17 protein-coding genes are annotated in these 15,655 nt (G+C 37.4%); 14 read left to right on the forward strand and 3 right to left on the reverse strand.

Annotated features, from left to right (window positions below):
* Positions 1–183 precede the first annotated feature (183 nt).
* Genes glyQ through rpoD form a run of 4 tightly spaced genes read left to right on the forward strand, consistent with a single transcriptional unit; the run spans position 184 to position 6,120 of the window.
* Positions 184–1,101, forward strand: a complete 918-nt coding sequence (glyQ, locus tag PT281_RS01575) for a glycine--tRNA ligase subunit alpha (RefSeq protein ID WP_277129599.1) — start codon at positions 184–186, stop codon at positions 1,099–1,101.
* Complete coding sequence (gene glyS, locus PT281_RS01580) at positions 1,094–3,160, forward strand: glycine--tRNA ligase subunit beta (protein ID WP_277151424.1); 2,067 nt, start codon at positions 1,094–1,096, stop codon at positions 3,158–3,160. Before glyQ ends, glyS begins: the two co-directional genes overlap by 8 nt.
* A 24-nt stretch (positions 3,161–3,184) precedes the next feature.
* On the forward strand, positions 3,185–4,999 hold the full coding sequence (gene dnaG / locus PT281_RS01585) for a DNA primase (protein WP_277151426.1): 1,815 nt from the start codon (positions 3,185–3,187) through the stop codon (positions 4,997–4,999).
* Positions 4,999–6,120 carry an RNA polymerase sigma factor RpoD gene (gene rpoD, locus PT281_RS01590; protein WP_277129602.1) on the forward strand — a complete coding sequence of 374 codons (1,122 nt, stop codon included), beginning with the start codon at positions 4,999–5,001 and terminating at the stop codon, positions 6,118–6,120. Before dnaG ends, rpoD begins: the two co-directional genes overlap by 1 nt.
* Before the next feature lie 48 nt (positions 6,121–6,168).
* Here the strand turns inward: rpoD and PT281_RS01595 are convergent, their stop codons facing one another.
* Entirely contained in the window at positions 6,169–6,609 is a 441-nt protein-coding gene (locus tag PT281_RS01595) for an 8-oxo-dGTP diphosphatase (RefSeq protein WP_277151428.1), read from the reverse strand.
* Between the two features lie 184 nt (positions 6,610–6,793).
* Between PT281_RS01595 and PT281_RS01600 the strand changes: the two genes are divergently transcribed.
* From PT281_RS01600 to PT281_RS01645, 10 genes are all read left to right on the forward strand, one after another.
* On the forward strand, positions 6,794–7,483 hold the full coding sequence (locus tag PT281_RS01600; RefSeq protein WP_277151882.1) for a class I SAM-dependent methyltransferase: 690 nt from the start codon (positions 6,794–6,796) through the stop codon (positions 7,481–7,483).
* On the forward strand, positions 7,470–8,267 hold the full coding sequence (locus PT281_RS01605) for a Nif3-like dinuclear metal center hexameric protein (RefSeq protein WP_277151430.1): 798 nt from the start codon (positions 7,470–7,472) through the stop codon (positions 8,265–8,267). Before PT281_RS01600 ends, PT281_RS01605 begins: the two co-directional genes overlap by 14 nt.
* A gap of 9 nt (positions 8,268–8,276) precedes the next feature.
* Positions 8,277–9,515, forward strand: coding sequence for a peptidase T (gene pepT, locus PT281_RS01610; protein WP_277151432.1), 1,239 nt, complete (start codon positions 8,277–8,279; stop codon positions 9,513–9,515).
* A 308-nt stretch (positions 9,516–9,823) separates the two neighbouring features.
* Positions 9,824–10,177, forward strand: coding sequence for a GntR family transcriptional regulator (locus tag PT281_RS01615; RefSeq protein ID WP_277151884.1), 354 nt, complete (start codon positions 9,824–9,826; stop codon positions 10,175–10,177).
* 11 nt (positions 10,178–10,188) lie between these two features.
* The gene (locus PT281_RS01620) at positions 10,189–10,896 is read left to right on the forward strand and encodes an ABC transporter ATP-binding protein (protein ID WP_277140420.1); all 708 of its coding nucleotides are present in this window, start codon (positions 10,189–10,191) and stop codon (positions 10,894–10,896) included.
* Positions 10,896–11,726: a hypothetical protein gene (locus tag PT281_RS01625; RefSeq protein ID WP_277151434.1), complete on the forward strand. Its 831-nt coding sequence runs from the start codon at positions 10,896–10,898 to the stop codon at positions 11,724–11,726. The genes PT281_RS01620 and PT281_RS01625 overlap by 1 nt, the downstream gene beginning before the upstream one ends.
* Before the next feature lie 12 nt (positions 11,727–11,738).
* Positions 11,739–12,560 (forward strand): hypothetical protein, encoded by an 822-nt coding sequence (locus tag PT281_RS01630; RefSeq protein WP_277151436.1) that lies wholly within the window; start codon positions 11,739–11,741, stop codon positions 12,558–12,560.
* Positions 12,561–12,580: 20 nt separating this feature from the next.
* Positions 12,581–13,399 (forward strand): hypothetical protein, encoded by an 819-nt coding sequence (locus PT281_RS01635; protein ID WP_277151438.1) that lies wholly within the window; start codon positions 12,581–12,583, stop codon positions 13,397–13,399.
* A gap of 27 nt (positions 13,400–13,426) precedes the next feature.
* Positions 13,427–14,263 (forward strand): hypothetical protein, encoded by an 837-nt coding sequence (locus PT281_RS01640; protein ID WP_277151440.1) that lies wholly within the window; start codon positions 13,427–13,429, stop codon positions 14,261–14,263.
* A gap of 154 nt (positions 14,264–14,417) precedes the next feature.
* Positions 14,418–14,543 (forward strand): hypothetical protein, encoded by a 126-nt coding sequence (locus PT281_RS01645; protein WP_277151441.1) that lies wholly within the window; start codon positions 14,418–14,420, stop codon positions 14,541–14,543.
* A 256-nt stretch (positions 14,544–14,799) separates the two neighbouring features.
* Here the strand turns inward: PT281_RS01645 and PT281_RS01650 are convergent, their stop codons facing one another.
* Positions 14,800–14,991, reverse strand: a complete 192-nt coding sequence (locus PT281_RS01650; protein ID WP_277151443.1) for an LBP_cg2779 family protein — start codon at positions 14,989–14,991, stop codon at positions 14,800–14,802.
* Positions 14,992–15,054: 63 nt separating this feature from the next.
* Positions 15,055–15,627, reverse strand: a complete 573-nt coding sequence (lepB, locus tag PT281_RS01655) for a signal peptidase I (RefSeq protein ID WP_277151445.1) — start codon at positions 15,625–15,627, stop codon at positions 15,055–15,057.
* Positions 15,628–15,655 lie beyond the last annotated feature (28 nt).

Raw genomic sequence — 15,655 nt, forward strand, 5'->3', positions numbered from 1 at the left:
AAAAAAGTACCAGCTAAGCGAGTGTCGGTAGTGTAAGGACATCTGGGAAACAGGCACCTCTAGCCAAATCAATTAAGAGCAGAGAAGATATTCTCTGAATTAGGGTGGAACCGCGATTAAATCTCGTCCCTATGCAAGTTTTGCATAGGCTTTTTTTATGGCCTCATGCAGGGAGGAATTAATATGGCAAAGAAAAAATTAACAATTCAAGAAATGATTTTTAAATTGGAAGAATTTTGGTCTTCCAAGGGTTGTATGATTATGCCGTCATACGATGTTGAAAAAGGGGCCGGAACAATGAGTCCGTATACTTTTTTACGGGCAGTAGGTCCAGAGCCATGGGCAGCATGTTATGTGGAACCATCAAGACGGCCAGCAGATGGTCGTTATGGTGATAATCCTAACCGGCTGTTCCAGCACCACCAATTTCAGGCAGTAATTAAGCCGGCTCCAGAAAATATTCAACAATACTATTTGGATAGCTTGAAGGTATTAGGCATTAATCCATTAGAGCACGATATTCGCTTTGTTGAAGATAACTGGGAGAATCCATCGATGGGTTGTGCTGGTGTTGGTTGGGAAGTTTGGCTTGATGGGATGGAAGTCAGTCAATTTACTTATTTCCAAACTGTCGGTGAACTTGACGTTAAGCCAACTATGAGTGAAATCACTTACGGGGTTGAACGGCTTGCTTCCTATATTCAAGATGTTAATTCTGTCTTTGACCTTGAATGGGGCAATGGTGTACTTTATCGTGACATCTTTAAAGAAGCAGAATATGAGCACTCTAAGTATGCTTTTGAAGAATCAAACCAAGAGAATTTATTAAAATCCTTCGATGTTTATGAAAAAACTGCTAAACGTTTGTTAAGTCAAAACTTAGTTCAACCTGCTTATGACTATATTTTGAAGTGTTCACATACTTTTAACTTGCTTGATGCGCGCGGGGCCGTTTCGGTTACTGAACGTGCAGGTTATCTGGCAAGAATTCGTAATTTAGCCCATGAAGTAGCTGTTTGTTTTGTTCAAGAACGTGAAAAGCGCGGCTTTCCATTATTAAAAAATGCAGAAGACAAGAAGGCGGGGCTTGAAAATGACTAAAAATTATTTGTTTGAAATTGGAATTGAAGAAATGCCAGCACATGTTGTTTCAAGAAGTGTGAAGCAATTAGCTGACAGAACCAGCAAATTTTTAAAAGAAAACGGTTTAAAATTTAAGAATATCAAGACTTACTCAACACCACGCCGCTTGACGATTGTTGTAGAAGAATTAGCTGAAAAGCAAGTTGATATTGACGAAATTAAAAAAGGTCCAGCTAAGAAGATTGCTCAGGATGCTGACGGTAATTGGACTAAGGCAGCTCAAGGTTTTGCCCGTGGTCAAGGCATGACAACCGATGATATTTACTTTGAAGAACTCAAAGGTACCGAATATGCTTATGTTCATGTCAAGCAAGAAGGCAAAAAAGCCAGCGATATTTTGCTGGGAATGAGCGACATTATTAAAGCAATGACTTTCCCAACTAAGATGCGTTGGGATTCTCATGACTTCGAATTTGTACGGCCAATTCACTGGATGGTTTCACTATTTGGCAGTGACGTTATTCCGGTTAAAATTTTAGATATTACTGCTGGTCGTAAAACCGAAGGTCACCGTTTCTTAGGCGATTCCGTTGTTTTAGCTAGTGCAGATGATTACGAAGAAGCATTAAAGAATCAATTTGTAATTGTTGACGCTGACGAACGTAAAGAAATGATCGTTCAACAGATGAATGATTTGGTTGAAAAGAACGATTGGCAGATTAAACTGGACAAGAACTTACTTGAAGAAGTTACTAATTTGGTTGAATATCCAACTGTCTTTGCCGGTACTTTTGCCGAAAAATACTTGGAAATGCCGCAAGAAGTTTTAATTACTTCAATGAAGGATAACCAACGTTACTTTGAGGTTTACGACAAGCAAGGTCAACTGATCAACCACTTTATTGCTGTTCGTAATGGTAATAAAGATTACCTGGATAATGTTATTTCTGGTAACGAAAAGGTATTGGTTGCCCGACTTGACGATGCTCAATTCTTCTATGATGAGGACCGCAAGTATCCATTAAGTCATTTTGTTCAAAGATTGAACAATGTATCCTTCCACGATAAGATTGGTTCGATGGCCGAAAAGACTCAACGTGTTCGGATTATTGGTGACTTTTTAGCTGAAAAATGGAACTTGGACAAGCAAACTGTAACTGACTTTGATCGTGCCAGCGAATTATACAAATTCGATTTGGTTACGCAAATGGTCGGTGAATTTGCAGAATTGCAAGGGATAATGGGCATGCATTATGCTCGGCTTGCCGGTGAAAATGACGATGTTGCTGTTGCTATTAAGGAACACTACATGCCATTATCTGCTGAAGGTCAACTGCCGCAAACAACTGTTGGTGCATTGTTATCAGTTGCTGATAAGCTTGATACCATCATTACTTTCTTTGCTGCTGGTATGATTCCAACCTCATCTAATGATCCGTATGCTTTGCGCCGGTACGCTTATGGGATTGTTCGCATTTTACTTAACCAAGAGTGGTCATTACCATTTAATCAAGTTTTGCCACAAATCGTCAGCTTGCTTGATGGTAAAACTGCTGCCAAGATGCCAAAATCAGAAAGTCAAGATGAAGAGATTGCTTCCTTCATTCGTGATCGGATCAATCAATACTTGCAAAAGAATAAGTTTAAGTATGATATTATTGATGCGGTTCTTGCTTCTAGCCAACAGGATCCAATTCAAATTTTAACCGCGGCATCAGTTCTGCAGTCACATCATGATGACGAGCAGTTTAAACCAGTTGTTGAAAGTTTGACAAGAATCAATAATATTTTGAAGAAAGCTAAGTTTAAAGGACAGATTACAATTAATCCAGACTTATTTGACGATGCAACTGAAACTGAACTTTATGCTGGTGTGCAAAACTTACAAGAGTTAACAGATTTAACTGAACTATATAATGGTTTTGTTAAATTACAACCGGTCATTGACCGCTACTTTGACACTAATATGATTATGGCTAAGGACGAAGCCGTTAAAAATAACCGACTAGCACAATTAAGTGCAGTTGGCGATTTGGCTGAACGTTTGGGTGATTTAAGTAAATTAGTTATTAAATAAGTTAATCAGGAATAGGTGATATGAATGGCTGGTTTGATTCCAGAAGAAACAATTGCCAAGGTGCGCAATAATGTTAACATTGTTAATGTAATCAGCCAGTATGTCTCACTTGAAAAGAAAGGCAAAGACTATATTGGTCTTTGCCCTTTTCATGAAGAAAAAACACCATCGTTTACCGTTAATGAAGAGAAGCAATTTTTCAAATGCTTTGGCTGCGGCAAGGGGGGCAATGTCTTTAAGTTCTTAATGGAGAAGGACAATTTAACTTTTCCCGAAAGTGTGCGTAAGGTTGCCGATTTTGCCCATATTGATATTGGCGAAACCGGACAAAGCAGTCAAACCAGCAACCCGCTGATTAAAATGCATCAAGATGCTTGTGACTTTTATCAGCGGGTGTTGACCTCAACTAACGCTGGTAAACGGGGACTAGCATATGCGCAATCGCGAGAACTTGACGATGAAATTATTGCTCACTTCAAGATTGGTTACGCGCCAAAGCAAAACAATTTATTGCTGACATACTTAAAGGGACGTGGTTATTCAAACGATGAGTTAGCCTCTAGCGGCTTATTTGTACAGACTCAAGATGGTGAGCTCTTTGACCGCTTTCGTGATCGGCTGATGTTTCCGCTAAGTAACGAGAGTGATTACGTTATTGGCTTTTCCGGTAGACGTTTGTCGACAGATAAGACAGAAGCGAAATATATCAATAGTCCAGAGACGCCAATTTTTACCAAATCCAAGTTGCTATTTCACTTTGCGGAAGCTAAAAAAGCAGCTCGAGATGAAGGGCATTTGGTGTTATATGAAGGCTATATGGATGTAATCGCAGCTTACAAGGCGGATATTAAGTCTGGAATTGCTTCAATGGGAACAAGTTTGACGGATCAGCAGGTTTACATGCTGCGGCGAATTACCAAAAATATTGTCATCAATTATGATGGTGATGATCCCGGAGTTCATGCTGAAGAGCGAGCTGCCAAAATGTTTGATAAGGCTGGCGGCTTTAATATTGGGATTGTTGTTCTACCAGAAAAATTGGATCCCGATGAATATGTCAAAAAATATGGTGCTGCCAAATATCGCGATGAAATTAAGGGTGCATTAACGCCGACTGACTTTTTCTTAAAGCGATTAGCACAAAAGTATAATTTAGCTAATGACCGCGAAAAAATCGCCTATCTCAACGATGCCGTTAAGGAAATTGCTGAATTGTCAAATCCAGTTGAGCAAGACTTATATTTGGAACGGATTGCTCAGGCGCAGAATGTTTCTAAGGATTCTCTCAAGGTCAACCTGCTGCGGCAGCGCCGGATTAATAATGCAGCTCAAAGACATAAAAATAGTGGTGGTCCAGTTGATCCTATTTTGGAGGATGACTCGACACCAATTATTGAAGCCGAACAAACTGCCAAAATTGATCCGATTCAAACTAGATTATTATATTTATTTATGCATTCAGAACATGCCCGTGATTTTTTGCTTGAAAATAATTTTTTATTTCCAGATGAAAAATATGCAGATTTAGCTGAATTATGGTTAAAATTTAGTGAAGAACATGAAAATCCAACAATAAATAGTTTCTTAGATTTTATTCCTGACGAACTTCAAGGTATAATAGTAAGTACTGAAATGACAGATATGCCCCAGGATTTTTCTGACCGCGAACTTGAAGAGCAGATGGCTGCACTTGAGATGCGTAAAATTAATGCCCAGCTGAAAGATCTAGAAAATCAGTTGCAGGATGCCAAACGCAAAACAGACACAAATGAAATTATTGCCATTACTCAGAAAATTTTGCAGTTAAAGAGGATTCAGGGTCAAAGGGGGGCCTTTTAGTGGTAGAAAAGAAAAACACTAACCAAGAAGAAGAACTATCATTAGACAAGGTAGTTAAAAAAATTGTCAAAGAAGTTAAAAAAGACAAGGCAATTACCGAAGAAGAATTTACTAAGCAGTTAATTAAGCCGTATAAACTGCAAGGTAAGGCCGTTGATCAATTGGTGCAGGAGTTTGAAGATAATGGTATCAGCATCGTTGATGAAAAGGGTGAACCTTCAAAATTAGCCTTGAAAAAGCAAAAGGATGTTGAAAAGGCTGAATTAAAAGACATGTCTGCACCTTCAAGTGTGCGTATGAACGATCCAGTTCGGATGTATCTGAAAGAAATTGGTCGTGTACCACTTCTTAATGCTGACCAAGAAATTTCTTTGGCTAAGAGAATTGAAAAGGGCGACGAAGAAGCTAAGCAGGAATTAGCAGAAGCTAACTTGCGGTTAGTTGTTTCCATTGCTAAACGTTATGTTGGGCGTGGAATGTCGTTTCTTGATCTAATTCAAGAAGGTAATATGGGCTTAATGAAGGCTGTCGACAAATTCGATTATAGCCTTGGATTTAAGTTTTCAACTTATGCAACTTGGTGGATTAGACAAGCAATTACGCGTGCGATTGCCGATCAAGCACGGACAATTAGAATCCCAGTTCACATGGTTGAAACCATTAACAAATTAATTCGGATTCAACGGCAACTATTGCAAGACTTAGGTCGTGAACCAGTGCCTGAAGAAATCGGTGCTGAAATGGATATGCCAACAAGCAAGGTGCGCGACATCTTAAAGATTGCTCAAGAGCCAGTGTCTTTAGAAACCCCAATTGGTGAGGAAGATGATTCACACTTAGGTGACTTCATCAAGGATAAAGATGCCACTAGTCCTGAACAACATGCTTCTTACGAGATGCTCAAAGAGCAATTGGAAGAAGTCCTTGATACCCTAACTGACCGTGAAGAAAATGTTTTACGGTTGCGGTTTGGTCTTGACGATGGTCGGACACGGACACTTGAAGAAGTAGGAAAAGTCTTCGGTGTTACTCGTGAACGGATTCGGCAGATTGAGGCTAAAGCTTTGCGCAAGTTGCGTCATCCTAGCCGTTCTAACCAATTACGTGACTTTTTAGATTAATAATAAAAAAGGATGATGAATATCGTACGATTTCATCATCCTTTTTGTTTAAAATAATTCGTCACGGTTACCGTCAAGCAAGTGTTCATAAGTTTGCTCATTAAAGTAAACTTGTAAATCCCGATCAAAGTTGTAGGCAAGTTGGTGGCTCATTAATTCATCCTTGGTCATCCAAGTTAGAGCACCTTCATTTGAAGCTTGAACATTACCAGTAAAGTTATCAGCGATATAAAACAACACAATGTAGCGATCACCATTCTCGTCATAAAATTGTTTAATTCCTGCTAAACGTGGCTTGGTAATTGTTAAGTTTGTTTCTTCTTTAACTTCACGGACAACTGAATCATGGAATGATTCATGTGCCTCCACGTGACCACCTGGGAAAGTTAGTCCAGGCCACGTGGGGTCATTGCGGTTTAAGACTAAAATTTTATCGTCTTTAGTTATCATACACATATTAGTTAACGTAACACGTTCGGTTCGATCCATAATTACTCCTTTTAATTTGAATTTCTCTATAATCTTACCACTTAGCTTGCCTGCATAAAAATCAGTTCTGGGGCTATTAGTAGACCAAAATAATAAATAGCCACTAATTTTTATTTTACTGGCTCCAACTAATAATTTTATTATGTTAAAATTTGAGTGATACCTAGAGAGCAGAGGAATGAAAATGAATTTACGGTTAAATACTTTAGCGCAAATGGTCGATCAAGGGGCACGAGTTGCTGACATCGGCACCGATCATGCATACTTGCCAATTGCATTAGTCCAATCTGGTAAAATTGACTACGCAATTGCCAGTGATATTGCTCAAGGACCACTAGATAATGCCCGAGATGACATTGCTCAGGCTGGTCTTGAGAAGCAGATTGATGTGCGTTTGGGTGCTGGTCTAGTGACAATTACGCATGAAGATAAAATTGATACGGTTGTAATTGCTGGTATGGGTGGCAAGTTAATGACAGAAATTCTCACTGCCGCTTGGCAGAATGGTTTCCAATTTAATACACTAGTGCTTGAGCCTAATGTTGGTGAACCTGGGGTTCGAAAATGGCTTGTAGACCATAATTATCAAGTTGTGGCAGAAGACTTGATTGAGGAAGCTGGTCATACATATGAACTCATTAAGGCAATTCAGGTGAAAACACCAGTTAAGTTAAGTAGTGCAGAAATCTTCTTTGGACCCTTAATTTTACAAACCAAAAATCCTGTTTTTTACCAAAAATGGCATGGTCAACTTGCTTATCACCAGAAGCTATTAGCCAATTTAAACAAGGCTAAAAACAAGGATACAGAGCATATTAAACAAATTGAGCATGAAATTACACTGATTGAGGAGGAATTAAATGACCAAGGTTAAAGATATTGTTGCTCGTTTGCGGCAAGACTTTCCTGAAGAAATTGCCAGTCAAGGTGATCCAGTTGGACTGCAAATTGGATCACTCAAGCAGCCGGTTACCAAGGTACTGACTACACTTGACGTGCGGCCGCAAGTTGTTACTGAAGCAATTAATCAAGGCGCTAATTTGATTATTAGCCATCATCCGTTAATGTTTCATCCAGCGCGAAATTTAGACTTTGCGGATCCGCAAAATGCCATGTACGGTCAGATCATTGCACATGGCATTACTGTTTATTCAATTCATACTAATTCTGATAAGGCACAAAATGGTTCCAGTGATTGGCAGGCAGAGGAACTGGGGTTAACTGATGTTGAACCGTTCTGCTTAGATGATGACGGAATTGCCATTGGTCGCAAAGGCAAATTGCCTCAAGCAATGACTGCTTATGATTTTGCTTATTATGTCAAACAGAAAATGAATATCAAAATGGCGCGGTTAATTACTGCTGATAATCAGCAGCTAATTTCAACAGTTGGCTTTATTTGTGGTGATGGCGGTAAATACTGGCACCAAGCAGTCGTTGATGGGCTAGATGCCTTTATTACAGGCGACGTTTATTATCATACTGGTCATGATATGATTTCTGCAGGGTTAACAGTAGTTGATCCCGGGCACTATACTGAGAAGTTATTTAAGGATCGAATCTATAACTTGCTGCAAAAATGGAATACCGAATTAAATTGGCAAGTACAAATTGCCGTTTCTCAGGTTTCTACCAATCCGTTTCAAGATTTAATTTAAGGAGTAAAAATGGAATATCCAAATTTGTTACCACGATTTTTAAAATATGTACAGGTTAATTCACGCTCTGATGAGCATTCAACTCGTTTTCCATCAACGAAAAGAGAAGAAGACTTTCAAAAGCAGGTAATCATGAAGGATCTGGAGGAATTGGGTCTAAGTGACGTTCATTATAACCAAAAGTCCGGCTGTGTGATCGCTGAAATTCCAGCTAATATTACTAAAGATGTACCTGTCATGGGCTTTCTGGCTCATAGTGATACGGCTGACTTTAATTCAGAAAATGTCAAGCCGCAAATCCATAAAAATTATGATGGTCACTCTAAAATTCAATTGGGTGATTCCGAATTTTATTTAGATCCAGAAGTTTTTCCGCATTTAAAAAATTATCAAGGACAAACAATTATCACTGCTTCCGGTGATACATTACTCGGTGGTGATGATAAGTGTGGTGTGTCTGAATTAGTAACTTTTGCGGAATATTTGCTTACTCATCCGGAAATTAAGCACGGGAAAATTCGGCTTGCCTTTACACCTGATGAAGAAATCGGTACGGGTGCTGAGCACTTTGATGTTCCTGAATTTGGTGCTGATTTTGCCTTTACAGTTGATGGTGAAGCTCCTGGCAAGCTTGACTGGGGGACTTTTTCTGCGGCACAGTTTAGCCTTGATATTCAAGGAGTTAATGTACATCCAGCTGTTGCCAAAGGACAAATGATTAACGCCATTCAAGTTGGAATTAATTTCCAAAATCAATTGCCACAAGATGAGGTACCAGAACAAACAGATGGTAAGCAAGGATTTTATCATTTAATGAACTTTGCGGGTACTGTTGATAATGCTCATTTAGACTATATTATCCGTGACTTTGAGCGTGATGGTCTTGAAGAACGTAAGAACTTGGTTAAGTCAATTGTCGCTAAGATGAATGAAGAATTCGGTACTGAGCGGATTAAGCTTAAGATGTGGGATCAATATTACAACATGGCTGATGAACTGGCTAAGCACATGGACATTGTAAATTTGGCTCGTGATGCTTATAAGGCAGAAGGACTAACAATTGATGAAGATCCTGTTCGTGGCGGCACAGACGGCTCGCAATTAACTTACATGGGTCTGCCATGTCCTAATCTCTTTGCCGGTGAAGAAAACATGCATGGTCGTTATGAATATACCGTTTTGGAATCAATGTACAAGGCAGTTGACGTAATGGTTAAGATGGCAGAATTAAACGCCGCCAATCATTAGTAGTGGAACAAAACCTGTAATAATTCAGTACTTTATTAGAATTATTTGAAAAAGCTAAACACTTATTTTCTAAGTAAAATAACTTTTTCCTTGATTTAAAAAAGTTATGCACAAATAACTTAGTAATTCAAAAAAGTCCATTTTTAAGCTGATATAACAACTTTAATGGACTTTTTAGTTTGCACAAAAGCCTAAAAATGCTTTTGTGAAACATTGGAAGTAACTTAAAAAGATTGCACTCACACCTAAAATAGTTTACTATATAGGTGTGCTAGGAAAATAGTACAGTGAAAATGGAAGGTGACCTTGTGGAATTTAAAGATAATATTCCTATTTATCTGCAGATCAAGCAGTATCTTTACCGAGAAATTGCCGTAGGTAAATTGCAAGCCGGAGAAAAAATCCCATCAGTTCGGAACTTGGCATTACAATTAACGGTCAATGTCAATACGGTGCAGCGTGCCTTGCAACAGATGAATGATGAAGGAATTTTATATACTAAGCGCGGTGAAGGTAATTTCGTGACCAAAGATACTGCTTTACTGGCGCAGACTAAGCAAAATTTAATTAATAATGAATTGGACAAGTTTGTTCAGAGTATGAATGCTTTAGGTGTAACCAATGATCAGCTTAGTTCAATTCTAGCTAATTATTTGAAGTAAGGAGTTTTGTAATGAAAAATGTACTTGAAATCAAGGATGTAACTTATAAGAAGAATCAAAAATTGATTTTAAAAGATGTCAATTTAACTTTGCAACCCGGTAAAATCGTTGCTCTTCTTGGAGAAAATGGTGCTGGTAAAACCACGCTGATGCGGATTATCAGTGGCATGGCTAAAAATTACCGTGGCAGTGTGAAAATTGATGGCTTTGACAAGGACGCCGAGAAAAAAGCACATTTATCATTTACTGATGGTTTAACGGGCTTCAGTGACTCAACTAAGATTAAGGCGGTCGTTGACTTTTACGAAGTTGTCTACCAAGATTTTGACAAGGACGAATTTGAGCAATTGCGTAAGTTCATGAAGCTTGACCCTGAGATGCGCTTGAGCCAGTTGTCGCGGGGAATGCGCGAAAAATTAGTAATTGCCCTGACTTTTGCTCGTAAAGCTGACTTATATTTGCTTGATGAGCCATTTGGCGGAATTGATGCAATGGCACGTAAAAAGATTATTAATTCAATTATTCTTTGGAAGAATGATGACGCAACAATCTTGATTTCCGACCATTTTGTTAATGAAATTGCGTCGCTGCTTGATGAAGTAGTCGTTATTAAGGATCAAACTATTTTTGCTCATAAATCAGCTGATGAAATTCGTAATAATCATGAGAGTATCGAGCAGTATTATGAAGGCCTTTACGATGGAGAAGAGGAAGATTAATGGCTGTTTTTGAACGTTTATTTACCGAATTATTCAAGCAAAAGTCTAAGAAAGCCCACTTAATGATTATGTTGCAGTTTGTATCTGCCTTAGTCACTACTATTTTTAATTATTTCGAAAGCACTGGCGAAATGAAATTCGTTTTGCAAAAAGAAAATGGCTTTTTACCATTTTTATTCGCGATCTTTTTCCTATTTAGCTTTTTGTTTTTGCCAATTTACCTAATTGTAACCAGCTTGCAGAATGAGCGGATTAATCATAGTCAGACTTGGCGCTTAGCACCAATGAGTGATGCCAATATTTATTTGGATAACACGTTAAGCTCATTTGTTAACTTTATTTACTTAGCCTTATTGCAAACACTTGGCTCAATAGTCTTATTTGGGCTCAGTTACTTATTCAATAAGCGGACTAAGAATGGCTGGGATGGCATGCTTGCGGCAATCAGAAAAGGCAATCAAAGTCGGGCAACGCTTACTGACCTACTTGGTATTGTCTTGATTGCAATCCTTCTTGGTTTATTAGTTTACTTAGTTATCAGCTTTTTAAACTTTACTAGTCAGGCAATTGTCGATTTTTTGCCGGCAGTTTCAAGTAAATTTATCGTTACGATTATTCGTTTAATTTTAATTATTGCGATTATGTGGCTGTTAACCAGAGTTTACCTATTTGTTAAGCCGATTGTGGCTTCGCCGTTAAGCTATTTACTCGGTGAAAAAGAGTTAGAACTTTGGCCAGCAGTGGGATTATTCACCATCATTGATGTAGTTTTAGCAGCCGTGAACATGTTTTTAATTAGTAAGTTCTTTGAAGCAAAGCAAAATAAGTAGAGCAGCAGAAAAATGACAGTTTTTAATCATCTATTTAAAGAATTATTTAAACAAAAGAATCGCAATGCTAATGCAGTAATTATTATTCAGTTGATTTCTGCGTTAGCGATAACAATTATTAGTTTTGTGGCAGAAGGCAGGTATGAGGCTGAAGATTGGAAAATGGTGCTGCCGATGTTCGCTATTTTATTTGCAGTAACTAGCATTATTGCCTTGCCAATTTATCTGGTTGTTACTTGTTATAAAAATGAGCACGTTAATCGCAGTCAAACTTGGCGTTTAGCACCAATCAGTGATGAAATGTTCTACCTGGACAACACGTTAAGTTCATTTATTTCGGTTATTTATCTGCTGATTGTCCAAATTGTAGTTATTGCGATTTTAACTGGGATTAGTTTTGTACTGTTTAATGAAAATCTTAATGATGCCTTTAAAGGCTTGATGAATGGCCTTTCTGGTACTAATTATAATGTAGCTTTCGGCAACATATTGCAGGTTATCTGTTTAACCATTCTGATTAGTCTGTTTACATATCTAATCGTTAGCTTTCTGAATTTTTCTACTCGTGCAATCGTTGATTATTTACCAGGAATATCAAGCAAAGCCGCAGTTACCATACTTAGATTAGTATTGATTATTGTTATCGCTAAGTTATTAGAGAAGATTTTCGAATTATTTAGCAATGTAATCTTATCACCGACAAATTATCTATTTGGTAATATGAATATTACTTTAAACGGAATTATTTTTATTTTTTTGGTGATTGATATTGTATTATTGTTGGCCAACATGCTTTTAATTAATAAGTTTTTCGAGGCCGAACCGAATAAGTAACTGAAGCAGGAGGCATTGCAATGATCAGTTTTAGACAGTTATTTGGAGAATTATTTAAAAGTAAGAGCAAAAAGTTGTTGCAAGTCATTGCCATTCAATTGGTTGCTGCCGTGATTTTAGCGGGAGTAATGACTTTTAAGGCAATTGCAATGCCTGGCAATCCTTATTTAAATATGATTCGCAGCTTTTTGTTAAATTTAGCAAGAGTTGTTGCCTGGACTGGGTTAATAGCTGTCTTGGGCAGTCTCTTTGCGACTATCTCTGACGTAGAAAAAATCAACCATAGTCAAACTTGGCGGCTGGTTCCAACTACTGAAAATACCATTTATTTGAGCAACATTACCAGTTCACTTGTTTCATTTGTGATTTTAGTCCTGCTAGAGTTTATTTGCGGAATTGGACCGATGTTATTGCACTATTCAATAAGCGGACAATGGTCAATGGTGATGGACTTCTTTAATGATATGGCGAAGATTGGTTGGTTCAAGTGGTGCCAAATTGTAGTGGTATTATTTTTAATAACTTTGGCTGTTTACCTTACCGTTAGCTTTTTAAATTTCAGCAGTCAGACGATTGTTGACTTTTTGCCAAATTTTTCAGGAAAATTAGGATTAAAGGCTACTAGGTTCATTATCTTTTTGTTAGTTTACTGGCTGAGTGTTGGTGCTGCTAACATTGTTTTACCAATTTTAAAATTGCCATTCCAATTAATGTTTCTGGGTGCCGCAAAACTTCAATTATTAGGCGGAATTGCTGCCTTGGTAATCTTTAATTTATTTGTTGGAGCAATAGATCTGTTCTTAATCAATAAAACATTTGAAGCCAAGGCTAATAAATAGTTGCTGCAGTAGCAAGAAGGTATAAAAATGACTGATTGTACCAAGTTATTTAATGTAATGCTCAAGCAAATGAGAAAAACAATCTACTTACTATTTGGGATGCAGTTATTGGCAGCATTGGTAATTACTGTTTTCAATTGGTTTAGCCATAATGGAATGCAAGTTTATTTTTACCATTTAGCAATGACTGACTTTTTACCGCAGTGGGGAATCTTTACAATTGCTTTGAGTTTTTTGTGTCAATTAATTTTGGTCACAATAATTATCTTTAAAATGCAACAAAATTGTACTAGCCAAACTTGGCGGTTAATTCCTGTTAGTGACACTAATTTTTATTTAGTTAACCTGCTAAGTGCACTCATTAGCATAATTTATCTAGCAGTTTTGCAATTACTTGGTTTAATTTGTATTTTTGGTCTTTCTTTTATGAACAGCAGCAGCTTTCATAATGATTTTTTACAAGAACTGCATCAAGACAGCCAACTGATTAGCTGGAATGGAGCTGCTGCTATTAGACTTATTGAATTAATTGGGCTAGTTCTATTGCTGGTGATTGTTAGTCTTTTAGTAATTAACTTAATCTGTTTTTGCTGGCAAATTATTAGCGCTGCTTTTAATGGCAAATCCAATGGCGTAATATTAATGCTACTTTGGTTGTTATTTTTATCTGGCATTTATCGGCCACTGCTGACAACGCTAAATTTTTTGCCCCAAGCATTAAATTACCCACTGAATTTTATTGCTGGTCAAGATATGACTGGTGTTCATAGTACAGTTAGCTTTTTACTGCTAATAGGTATCCTGCTTCTAGCAATTAATCTTTACTTAATTAATAAGGTCGTTGAAGCAAAGGCTAATAACTAATACTAAAAAAGTGCTCCTAACACAATTAGGAGCACTTTTTGCATGTGATTTTATTTTCAAAAAATTGCAAAATCATCTTTTATTATATATTTGAATATGTATAATATGATTGTTAGCTAAAATAGCTAACATGTGTACTTAAGGGGGTGAGAAAATGACCCGCATGGAGTACCGTAAGGCAAAACAAAAAGCCGATCATAAAGCAAGACTTAAGCAAATTGCTTTCATTATCGACCTAATTGCAAACCTTATCAGTATTATGCGTCAACTCTTATTTTAGACCCTTAAGAAGTTGACAAGGGGACGGGCTAATGCTTGTCCCTTTGTCTTAAGTATAGCAAAACTCAAGGAGTTTTCAAATGAAAAAATCTGAAGAAATATTTTTAATCGTTTCGCTAATTGTTTCTGCTATATCCATAGTTTGAAATGTCATAAGTTGGATTAAATAGGAGCTATAAAGTGCGTACTATCAAAAAACGTTTAACTTACTAAAAGACCTTCAAGGATTAACTTGAAGGTCTTTTGTTAAGTTAGATTTAATGGCTGGCCGCCATATAATCGTAAAGCTGATTAATTTCTTCAGGAGTGAATTCACCCTCGCCAGTTTTCATTGCATGAATTTTTTCAACTGATAAGTGGCTGGCAAAGGCTAAATCAGTATCCGTGACGTGATGTTGTACTTGATAATCAATAATCGCATCGGATAGTTCTTCTAATTGATGACTCATAAGTTATCCTCCTTTACAATTTCATTTTAACGAAAAAACCGTTAAATTCAAAGAGAAACAATATTAAAATCCTTGAATTTTATTGAATGGCCAATAACGAAAGACAACTTTGCTAACTAGGGCACTTCTTTTAACGGGACCAAAAATATGTGAATCTTTGGAGATATCACGGTGATCACCCATGACCCAGTAGTAACCCTTAGGAACTGTATAAGTGAAATTGTTTGTATAAGTTTGACCAGCTTCATTATCAGCCTTTTTAAGACTATTATCTAAATACGGTTCCTTAAATAACTTGCCATTGATGTACATTTTGTCATTTTTAGAAACCAATTTATCACCGGGTAGACCGATAATTCGTTTGATATAAAGGGCGCCAGGAACATCTTGGGCTGCTTTAGGTGCTTTCAAAACAACAACATCGTTGCGCTTAGGTTCAAAGTGCCGTACCGAAATTAACCGGTCACTATCTTGAAATGTTGGCTGCATTGATGGACCAGATACACTATCGTTTGACAGGGCATAGGTGAAGACCAGCCAAAAGATACCTAAAATTACAACCATCATTACTACAACGTCAAGGATAAATTTTCCTAAACTTTCTTCTTCGTTTTGCTTATTTCCTTTTTTTGCCATAAAACTTCTCCTTTGTTTATTATCTTTT

The organism is Lactobacillus sp. ESL0701 (genome assembly GCF_029433445.1).
In the GTDB taxonomy this organism is placed as follows: Bacteria; Bacillota; Bacilli; order Lactobacillales; family Lactobacillaceae; genus Lactobacillus.

Excerpts from the sequence above, each read along its gene's own strand:
- glyQ (WP_277129599.1), top strand. The coding sequence starts at position 184 with ATGGCAAAGAAAAAATTAACAATTCAAGAAATGATTTTTAAATTGGAA.
- glyS (WP_277151424.1), top strand. The coding sequence starts at position 1,094 with ATGACTAAAAATTATTTGTTTGAAATTGGAATTGAAGAAATGCCAGCA.
- dnaG (WP_277151426.1), top strand. The coding sequence starts at position 3,185 with ATGGCTGGTTTGATTCCAGAAGAAACAATTGCCAAGGTGCGCAATAAT.
- PT281_RS01595 (WP_277151428.1), bottom strand. The coding sequence starts at position 6,609 with ATGGATCGAACCGAACGTGTTACGTTAACTAATATGTGTATGATAACT.
- PT281_RS01600 (WP_277151882.1), top strand. The coding sequence starts at position 6,794 with ATGAATTTACGGTTAAATACTTTAGCGCAAATGGTCGATCAAGGGGCA.
- PT281_RS01605 (WP_277151430.1), top strand. The coding sequence starts at position 7,470 with ATGACCAAGGTTAAAGATATTGTTGCTCGTTTGCGGCAAGACTTTCCT.
- pepT (WP_277151432.1), top strand. The coding sequence starts at position 8,277 with ATGGAATATCCAAATTTGTTACCACGATTTTTAAAATATGTACAGGTT.
- PT281_RS01620 (WP_277140420.1), top strand. The coding sequence starts at position 10,189 with ATGAAAAATGTACTTGAAATCAAGGATGTAACTTATAAGAAGAATCAA.
- PT281_RS01625 (WP_277151434.1), top strand. The coding sequence starts at position 10,896 with ATGGCTGTTTTTGAACGTTTATTTACCGAATTATTCAAGCAAAAGTCT.
- PT281_RS01630 (WP_277151436.1), top strand. The coding sequence starts at position 11,739 with ATGACAGTTTTTAATCATCTATTTAAAGAATTATTTAAACAAAAGAAT.
- PT281_RS01635 (WP_277151438.1), top strand. The coding sequence starts at position 12,581 with ATGATCAGTTTTAGACAGTTATTTGGAGAATTATTTAAAAGTAAGAGC.
- PT281_RS01640 (WP_277151440.1), top strand. The coding sequence starts at position 13,427 with ATGACTGATTGTACCAAGTTATTTAATGTAATGCTCAAGCAAATGAGA.
- PT281_RS01645 (WP_277151441.1), top strand. The coding sequence starts at position 14,418 with ATGACCCGCATGGAGTACCGTAAGGCAAAACAAAAAGCCGATCATAAA.
- PT281_RS01650 (WP_277151443.1), bottom strand. The coding sequence starts at position 14,991 with ATGAGTCATCAATTAGAAGAACTATCCGATGCGATTATTGATTATCAA.
- lepB (WP_277151445.1), bottom strand. The coding sequence starts at position 15,627 with ATGGCAAAAAAAGGAAATAAGCAAAACGAAGAAGAAAGTTTAGGAAAA.